11 protein-coding genes and 2 pseudogenes are annotated in these 8509 nt (G+C 64.3%); 6 read left to right on the forward strand and 7 right to left on the reverse strand.

The genetic code is table 11. The features are described from left to right. Positions 1-154 precede the first annotated feature (154 nt). Positions 155-406, reverse strand: a pseudogene (locus AB0B25_RS20705) (amino acid permease); the annotation flags it as partial. 71 nt (positions 407-477) lie between these two features. Here AB0B25_RS20705 and AB0B25_RS20710 point away from each other — a divergent pair. From AB0B25_RS20710 to AB0B25_RS20730, 5 genes are all read left to right on the forward strand, one after another. Then, positions 478-1257, forward strand: coding sequence for an ArsR family transcriptional regulator (locus AB0B25_RS20710; protein ID WP_357181807.1), 780 nt, complete (start codon positions 478-480; stop codon positions 1255-1257). Beyond that, entirely contained in the window at positions 1254-1631 is a 378-nt protein-coding gene (locus AB0B25_RS20715; RefSeq protein WP_357181810.1) for a VOC family protein, read from the forward strand. Before AB0B25_RS20710 ends, AB0B25_RS20715 begins: the two co-directional genes overlap by 4 nt. A 370-nt stretch (positions 1632-2001) precedes the next feature. Next, positions 2002-2619 carry a recombinase family protein gene (locus AB0B25_RS20720; protein WP_357181813.1) on the forward strand — a complete coding sequence of 206 codons (618 nt, stop codon included), beginning with the start codon at positions 2002-2004 and terminating at the stop codon, positions 2617-2619. A gap of 5 nt (positions 2620-2624) precedes the next feature. Continuing rightward, positions 2625-3080 (forward strand): hypothetical protein, encoded by a 456-nt coding sequence (locus AB0B25_RS20725; protein WP_357181816.1) that lies wholly within the window; start codon positions 2625-2627, stop codon positions 3078-3080. Positions 3081-3090: 10 nt separating this feature from the next. Beyond that, entirely contained in the window at positions 3091-3243 is a 153-nt protein-coding gene (locus tag AB0B25_RS20730; RefSeq protein ID WP_357181819.1) for a TetR-like C-terminal domain-containing protein, read from the forward strand. A 323-nt stretch (positions 3244-3566) separates the two neighbouring features. On the opposite strand, the gene AB0B25_RS20735 is transcribed toward AB0B25_RS20730, so the two are convergent. After that, the gene (locus AB0B25_RS20735) at positions 3567-3734 is read right to left on the reverse strand and encodes a hypothetical protein (RefSeq protein WP_357181822.1); all 168 of its coding nucleotides are present in this window, start codon (positions 3732-3734) and stop codon (positions 3567-3569) included. A gap of 690 nt (positions 3735-4424) precedes the next feature. Beyond that, on the reverse strand, positions 4425-5003 hold the full coding sequence (locus AB0B25_RS20740) for a MerR family transcriptional regulator (RefSeq protein WP_357181825.1): 579 nt from the start codon (positions 5001-5003) through the stop codon (positions 4425-4427). Positions 5004-5022: 19 nt separating this feature from the next. On the opposite strand from AB0B25_RS20740, the gene AB0B25_RS20745 reads away from it, so the two are divergent. Beyond that, positions 5023-5721, forward strand: coding sequence for a methyltransferase domain-containing protein (locus AB0B25_RS20745; protein WP_357181829.1), 699 nt, complete (start codon positions 5023-5025; stop codon positions 5719-5721). A 338-nt stretch (positions 5722-6059) separates the two neighbouring features. On the opposite strand, the gene AB0B25_RS20750 is transcribed toward AB0B25_RS20745, so the two are convergent. The 4 genes and pseudogenes from AB0B25_RS20750 to AB0B25_RS20765 form a co-directional block, all read right to left on the reverse strand. After that, positions 6060-6299: a helix-turn-helix domain-containing protein gene (locus tag AB0B25_RS20750; protein WP_357181843.1), complete on the reverse strand. Its 240-nt coding sequence runs from the start codon at positions 6297-6299 to the stop codon at positions 6060-6062. Then, positions 6285-6691 (reverse strand): annotated as a pseudogene (locus AB0B25_RS20755) (recombinase family protein); the annotation flags it as partial. The gene AB0B25_RS20750 and the pseudogene AB0B25_RS20755, both read right to left, overlap by 15 nt. 413 nt (positions 6692-7104) lie before the next feature. Continuing rightward, complete coding sequence (locus AB0B25_RS20760; RefSeq protein WP_357181832.1) at positions 7105-7929, reverse strand: hypothetical protein; 825 nt, start codon at positions 7927-7929, stop codon at positions 7105-7107. Next, positions 7917-8432 (reverse strand): hypothetical protein, encoded by a 516-nt coding sequence (locus AB0B25_RS20765; RefSeq protein ID WP_357181835.1) that lies wholly within the window; start codon positions 8430-8432, stop codon positions 7917-7919. Before AB0B25_RS20765 ends, AB0B25_RS20760 begins: the two co-directional genes overlap by 13 nt. Between the last annotated feature and the right edge of the window lie 77 nt (positions 8433-8509).

Consider the following 8509-nt stretch of genomic DNA (forward strand, 5'->3'; position numbering starts at 1 on the left):
CGCCGCGCACGGCGCTTTCTTCACAACATCGGGGCACGGACACGACCTACTTGGCCCAGAACTCCCGAAGCTGACCCCAGGGGCAATGTAGGACGCGCGGGTAACTGCTGATCCGCCTTACGGTTTGGGCTCGTGCGTCTGGAGTGGTCGCCCGATACATATACGTGCCTCCCGAGGCCGGGTACCGCGCGGCCAGCCGTGCCGAGGAGGTCGCGTTGCGGTAGGCCACGACCGCCGCGACGGCGAGCCCCAGCAACAGCCCCGACCCACCCGCGCGAGCCGCCGGAGCCAGGGTCACGAATATCCCGGCCCCGATCATCGACCCGAGTCCTATGACGACAGCGTCGGTGACCCCCAAGCTCCGGCGCAGCTCATCGGGCGTATTCGTCAGTGTTGTCTTCAACACCGTGCTCCCGTCCCAACCCGATCCCCGATTTTTATCAAATGCATTTGATGTACTCGTGTTATCCTTGGCCCATGACGTCGTCCCGTCAAGCCGTGCCACCATTCGTTCACCTGGCCGCGCACCCGCTGCGCTGGCAGTTGCTGAACGAACTGTCCGGAAGCGACTACCGGGTCCGTGAGTTGGTGGGGTTGGTCGGTGAACCGCAGAACCTGGTCTCCTACCACCTGCGTCTGCTGCGCGAGGGCGGGCTGGTGCGCACCACACGCAGCAGCCACGACGGCCGCGACAGCTACTACCACATGGACCTGGACCGCTGCGCCGAGACACTGATCGGCGCGGGCACCGAATTACACCCGGCACTCCGATTGAGCATCGTGCCACCGGTATTCGACCCGGCAGAACCGCTCTCGGTGCTGTTCGTATGCAGCGGCAACAGTGCACGCTCAGCGATCGCCGAGGCACTGCTGCGTCACCACAGCGGCGGTCGCGTCGAAGCGGTCAGCGCAGGTAGCCGCCCCAAACCTACGATGCACCCCAATGCGGTGCGGGTGCTGCGTGAGGAGTTCGGCATCGACATCTCCACCCAGACGCCGCGCCACCTCGACACCCTCGCAGGCCACCGGTTCGACGCGGTGATCACCCTGTGTGACAAGGCCCGCGAAGTCTGCCCCGACTTCGGGCAGGCCCCACGCCGGATCCACTGGAGCATCCCCGACCCGGCAGTCGCGAACGGCACCGACGAAGACAACTACCCAATCTTCCAGGCCACCACCACCGAGATCGACACCCGCGTCCGTCACCTACTGCCGACCCTCACCGCCGTCGGCCTCACCCGAAGGAACCAACGATGAGCACCTCCAGCGAATACGCCGGCGTCCGCTACCTCGTCGACGACGTCCAAGCCGCCATCGCCTTCTACACCGGCCACCTCGGCTTCACCCTGCACACCAACGCCGCACCCGCTTTCGCCGACGTCGTCCGCGGCCCGCTGCGGCTACTGTTGTCCGGCCCGACCAGTTCCGGCGCCCGCGTCACCCCCGCCGGCGCCGGTGCCGGCGGCAACCGCATCCATCTCACCGTCACCGACCTCGAAGCAGAAATCACACGCCTGCGCGACACCGGCGCCGAATTCCGCAGCGACGTGATCACCGGTCCCGGCGGAAGCCAGATCCTGCTCGCCGACCCCGCTGGCAACTTGATCGAACTGTTCCAACCCGCCCCCTGAGCCTGCGACACCTCCGAATCACCGTCCCCGTGGACCGATCGGCCGAATTGGGACACGTCCGCCTCGCTCCGGAACCCGGAACCACTGCCGCCCAGTCCGACCCCCGGGGAACCGCCGGGTGCGACAGTGTCAGCAGGGCCGATCTCAGAACAGAGTGTCACGGACCCGCAAGGGGTGGGACCCGAATACGCCGGAATGGGGCCGCGGCGAGACGCGGACGCTGGAGCTGAAAAAGGGTGTCCCTTAAGGGTTCCATCGGCGAGACATCTCCACGTGCGGATCTCGCGACTGCCGAACTGCGAGAACGTTGTCTCACATAGGTGGTCCGCGAATTGTCCGGTGATGGGGTGCTGAACGGTACCCTGGCCGAGTGGGAGAACTCGTCGGTTACGCCCGGTGCTCGACCGTGCTGCAAGACCTCACCGCTCAACGCGAGATCCTCACCTCACTGGGCGTTCCGGATGAGAGGGTCTATCTCGACAGAGGCCTTACCGGCACAAACCGCAGCCCTCCCGGACTCGACCAGGCCCTCGCCGCCGTACGAACTGGTGACACCCTGGTGGTGCCCAAGCTCGACCGGCTGGCTCGCTCGGTTCCCGACGCCCGCGAGATCGGCGATACCCTCGTCGCCCGCGGAGTCCGCCTCTCGCTGGGCAGCAGCATCTACGACCCCGCCGACCCGATGTCGAAGATGTTTTTCAACATGCTCGCCGACTTCGCCGAATTCGAAACCGACCTGCTGCGGATGCGCACCCGTGAGGGCATGGCCATCGCCCGCTCCCGCGGCAAGCTCAAAGGCCGCCGACCCAAGCTCACCACCCGCCAGCAAGCCGAACTCGTCCGGATGCACGCCAGCAGCGATTACACCATCGCCGAACTGATGGAGGTCTTCTCCGTCGGGCGCGCCACCGTCTACCGCGTCCTCGACCGTGCCGGATCATCCAGGCCCGCCATCGAGACCAACTCGCAGTCTCGCGCCAACGGATAGGTCACGTGGACGCTGCACTCGAATTCGCGCTTCTACCCGCGTTTCCCGCATTCCTGGCAGCCGATGTGCGTGCCGTCGTGCAGACATTACCACCAGCACACCTTCCACCCGCAGGATCCTTCCGGTTATGGGTGCAAGGCGAGCACCTCACCCTCCCGTATCGCCTGTACAACCCCGCGCCGGCCGAGGACGTCTCCGGTCGGCTGTCTACGAGGCAAGCCAAGGTCCTGCACTGCCCCTACACCCGCCACCACGACGGCCACGTCCGCCAACACCACCTCGACCAGATCATCGACGCCACCGACCCGTGGATCATCCCCTTCATCGTCCAGCTCGTCGGCGAATACGTGCTCGACATCGTCCTCACCATCCAGCACAGACTCACCGACCTCGACCAACCCCATACGCCCCAGCATCAGGCCTACGGCCGGTTCTGCGCCGCCAACCCCGAGCTGTACTGACGCGGTCCGGTTGCTGCGCAGCACATTCCACGGATTCAGCGTTCTCGAGGCAACCGGGGGGTTCGGGTACGCCCGCGCGACCACGGACTACTGGGAACGCATCGTCGACGCACTGCACGTCGCACTCGAACAATGGCCCTCCGAACAGGAGCGACACCAATGAGATCCGCCACATTGAAAGTTCCCGGCGCCACCATCTACTACGAGGTCCGCGGCAGCGGCCCGGTTCTACTGTTGCTTCCCGGCAGCGGAGGCGACGCCGCCGTCTTCGACCCCGTCATCGGCCCCCTCGCCGAGCAATTCACCGTGGTCACCCTCGACCCGCGCGGCTACTCCCGTAGCGTGCTCGACCAGGACACAGCGGTCGAGATGCAGGTCGAGGTGCAGGCCGACGACGCATTCCTACTAGGGAGGCGAGGAACATCTTTGAGAAATCCGGCGCTTAGGAGTTGCCGCAGACTGGGCTTCCTGGGCTCATCGTCACGGTCAGCAGTTGAACGGGAAGCACGACTTCGGCTGTGCGGGCGCGAGGGTCGACGGCACCACGGCGGTGTCGGCCGGCCTGTCGGTAGATCCCATGTGGGTGAGGGCCAGCACGATCAGCAGGAGGATCGCGCCGCCCACGAGTGCCGCGAAGCCCCACAGGATAGGCATGGGCGATGCACTGTGGTAGCCGTGGAAGTACGGAGATCGGTAGCGCCCCGGCCGCTGGGGTGCGCGTCGGTCGGTGAAGCGGACCGACCCCCTCACGTAACTTCCGCCTACCCGTCCCCTGCGAGAATACCGCCGCACGGCTTCATACCCCATGACCGTCAGTATGACGCGAGAGCCCGACACAATCGGCCGATCAGCTCCGCGTCATTGTTGAGAGACGATCAGCTGAGTCGTGGAAGTGCCCCACCCGCAATGCAAGCCACTGCATGCCGTCTGGACACCTCCTCGATCTCGAGATGCGCAGACGGCGGTCCGAGAGAGCTTGATGCGTAACTGGCAGGAGCAGGGGGGAGGAATCCCATGAAATTTAATCAATGAAACGTGCGGTTGAACCTATGGACTACGAGCGCTTCACTATCATATTCATAGCTGTTACGCATTGATTGTGGGTTGGTTAGCTCCATGGGTGGCTAGACGGGTGAATTCCGGCGGCAGTTACAGGTGAATTTGGGCGTCGTTCGGTGTCCCGCTTGGCGATTTGTGCAGACGAAAATTGACAGCACTTCGTCTGCCATGGGCGGGTTGGGGGCGCTGGCCGGGCGGCCGCTCTGGGTGGTGCAAGTCGGGAGCGGGGACTCTCGGTATGACTGGGGTTATCACACCATCGTGTCGTCACCAAGAGTTCTTGTGTCAGCGTCGTTTACCTGCTTGTGTTCGTCGTGCCGGCCCACGGCGAGTCGCTGCCGCATCCTGTTGGTCGATGTCCGACTTGACGCGGTCTGGGTCGGGTCGGCCAACTATGTCCAGTTCGTCCGGGGCGTCTTCATGATTCCCGTAGGCGAGCTCGACTGCCCGATCGGTGTTACGGCCGTCCGAACCCGTCATGGAAGGGGGCTGTAGTCGGTCGGCCAGCAATCCTTGGAAATGCGGGCACGTCATGATGTCGTCGTGTGGGCATTCCAAGCCGCCCTCGAGCATGTCGAGTGCGGCCTGCGCCCGGGCGATTCGTGCCAGCAACCTCTCGCGGTGACCCGCCATCACCTCATGGCGGGCCGGTGCGGACCGGGCGGCCAGCATCGTCCGGATGTCCGCGAGTCCGAGGCCCGCCTCCTTCGAGATCAGGATCGCCGCCACCCGGTACAAGTCCGCGTTGTTGTAGCGGCGACGGTCGCCTGCGCGGGCCGGTTTCAGCAGTCCTTCCGCCTCCCAATGTCGCAGCACGTGTGTCGGCAACCCGAACTGAGCCGCCACCTCGCCGATTGACTTCATGTCGACATTAAGTCGCACAATGGCGGTCATGTCCACATTGCTTACCCTCCTCAACGCCTTTGATGACCTACCCCAGGCTCGTAACCTGCGGGAACACACGTATAAAGCGCTTGGCGACACCGTTGTCGACGTCGGCTGCGGGGGCGGGCGCGCCGTCGGCGAGTTGGCTGCCCGTGGGGTGAGAGCCGTCGGCATCGACCTGGACCCCGCCATGATCGAGATCGCCATCGAGCGCTGGCCCACGAGCGAGTTCCACGTCGGTGACGCCACCGCGTTGCCTCTCGATGACGGCTCGGTCACCGGCTACCGCGCCGACAAGGTCCTGCACGCCCTCGCCGAGCCCGAGCGAGCCGTCGTTGAGGCCCGCCGGGTCCTGGCTAGAAACGGTCGCGCGGTGCTTGTCGGCCAGGACTGGGATACGTTTGTGATCGACTCCGACGATCCCGAACTCACCCGCGCGCTCGTCCACGCGCGCGCAGACGGTATGCCAAACCCGCGGGTCGCCCGCCGATACCGGAACCTCCTTCTGGACAACGGGTTCGTCAACGTCGCCGTCGAGGTCCATACGATCGTGTGGACAGACAGCGCATGCCTGCCGCTCCTCGCCAACATCGCAGGAGAAGGCGCCTGGCTCGACGAGCAAGCCGCCAGGGCACGCAACGATCGGCTGTTCCTCGCCTTCCCGGTCTTTCTCGCCTCCGGCACTCGCGCCGATTGAATACCAGCTTGGGGTGGTTCTGGTGGGGGTAGCAGGCGGCTGGAGTGGACGTGTCGGTGTTGCCGACAAGCTACCCCGTGCTGGTCAGCGCTCGGGGCCGATGACGGATTCCTGGTCGGTTTCGGTGATGTTGGTGAGCATCGGCTGTGAAGCGGTAGAGGTCGGCACGCAGGCATTGCGCGGAGTAGGCGCGGCCGGCGAAGCGGGGGTCCTGGTAGTAATCGCGCGAAAAACAACGACAATGGCTTGACCAGCAGTGATGTCGAGTTTCCGGTTCAGGGTTCCCGACTGGCCTAAAATCGGGCGGATTGCCGTAGTCGTTTGGTTGGGGCTGGGGTTCAGGTTGTGGTCAGGTGACGGTAGATGGTTTTGCGTGAGACGCCGAAGGTCTCGGCGATCTGAGCGACGGTGTATCGGCGCTTGCCCTGCGAGTCGAGTTCGTCATACATCTCGCTGGCCTTGAGCGCCTGCAGCTTGGTCAGCGCTGGTGGCCGGCCGCCGACCCGGCCGCGGGCTCGCGCCGACTCCAGTCCCTCTAGGGTGCCCTCGCTGATCAGGTCCGCGGTCATCTCGTCCATCGCGGCGATGACGTGGAACAGGAACCGCCCGGCGGGGGTGGTGGTGTCGATGCCTTGTTTGAGCACGATCAGGTCGATGCCGCGTTCATCGAGCTGGGCGGCGAGTCGGTCATGTGCCGCACCGACCGGAACGGCCGCGACAGCCGGGTGATTACCAGTTCATCGCTGCGGCGCAGATGCTCGAAACAGCGGTCCCACTCCGGCCGCCGTGCGAGCTTGCCCGATCCTTGTCGACCCAGATCCGTTCGCACCCGACAGCTTCGAGCGCGTCGACCGGGGAGTCGTCTTTCTGCCCGCGGGTCGACACCCGCGCGTATCCGAAGCGGCCCATGCCGCGAACTGTCCCATAAAGGGCTGACATGTTCCGGTTCCGTCCCGTAGTTTCCGCGCACGGGTTGTGTCCCAAATTGTGGGGTGTGTGAACTGCGGGTTTCCGGAGCGAGGCGGCGGCGGTGCCGTTGGGACTCAAACGATCATTTTCGTCCCACCGGCCGCACGGCCAGCCGACTCCTTGTCAACGCGAACTCGTCGGATCCAGTTGTGCTGGGACTGTTGCGTTGTGGGTCAGATCGGTAGAGCGCCGCGGCGTAGGAGGTGTCGTAGTGAGTGCGGTACAGCCAGCACTCCCGTGCCTTCGACTGTGGTGTGCGGGCCGAGGCTCTCCAGGTTTATCGACAATCGCTGTGCCGCTGCATATGCACCGAATACCAGGTCCTGCGCGGAGTCTGCAGCCGGGAAGCGATCGTCGAGTTCCTCTGGATCCGGCTCCTGGTCTTCGGGAGGCAAGCGATCATCCCCGTTACGCTCATGCAGTATGGCCGCATACGCTGCTGTCCGATCGTGCTCCTCTTGCGCCGAGCGCGGCTCGCCCCTGGTCGTTGGCCTCCATCCATGCCTTCAGCTCGGCGAGTGTGTCCACGGGGTCGTGTTCCTCGCACCGATAGACATAGACGTCGTCGGAAGACACGCAGTGCATGCGGAATTCGCCGTCCCGGGCGATGCACCACTGGCTCCATGTAGTGTCGGCGTAGTCGTCGATGATGAACTGTTCGTACCAGTGCGCGGTCCCGAACTGCTGGCTCAATTGCTCCATCCGCTGATACAGCTCGTACCGGCTGTGCGCCGAGGTCGAGGCCGGTGTCATTCCGCCGAGTGCCTCGTTGCGGCAGAAGACCAGGGTCCACCCGTCCAGCACCGGAGTGACGAATACCTCAGGGCAGAGGCTGTGCCCGTACAGCTGCGAATTCTCGGTCCAGAAATCGCCTTTCCGGCTCGTCCACATGTCGGTGGGCATACGCTCCGGTTTTGTCCCCTGCCACGGCGCGAATCCCATACGCATCGTCGCGGGAACCGGATCAGTGAGATCGAGCGCGTTCAGGACCGCGGCCTGATCGGTGGTCGGCAGCGCAAACCACGCGCCGTCGAATATGCCCATGGACAATGATTCAGGTGCCTCGCCGTGCTGCTTCATCCGGATCAACCGCCGAAGCATCACCAGATCTTCCGCAGCGATGTGGTTCCACCCGAACTCGGCGAGCATCACCAGCGCTGCTCGCCGCGCAGCCGAGTCCCGGGGTACCAACCGCAGTAAGTCGATGATGCCCGGCCCGAATTCTTTCAGCTCCCGCATCGCCTCGTACCGGACCGTTCCGAACGAACTGCCCAATAGCGCAAGGAGAACGGGCAGGTGTTTGCATCGGTGTGCGGCAACGACTTCGCCACACCACTTCCAAAATGTGCAGCCGATCGGTGCAGAGGACAGCTGGGGAGAGAACTCAGGATACGAGTGGCGGCAGGCAGTCCGAGCGTGACCAGCAGCCGCTCACTCAACCCTTCGCTCGGCGCATCCACCAGCGCGCCGACGAGAAGATTGAATTCTATCGGTCTGCGCAGCACCTCGATGCATTCCGGCCAGGCGTAGTCGAAACGATCGTCGGCCAACACATCCAGCGCAACGTCGACCGGACCTCGGTTACGGCGGTCCCAGGAGGTCACCCAGCACACCCGAGTTCGAACCTGCGGATCGGTGTCGGTCAGCAGCGTCCGGCATTGTGCTTTGTCGAGATGCTCTATCAGCAGTCCATAGAAATGGTCTCGATCCCCTTCGGCGACGATTAGTGCCGCATCAGGCAACGTTCGCCTTGTCTATGATCTGTCGTAGTCGTTGGTCGGTGGCGTGCTTGTTGCGCCAGATGATGTAGCGGCGGATC

The sequence above is a fragment of the Nocardia sp. NPDC049190 genome (genome assembly GCF_040648115.1).
Classification (GTDB): Bacteria; Actinomycetota; Actinomycetes; order Mycobacteriales; family Mycobacteriaceae; genus Nocardia.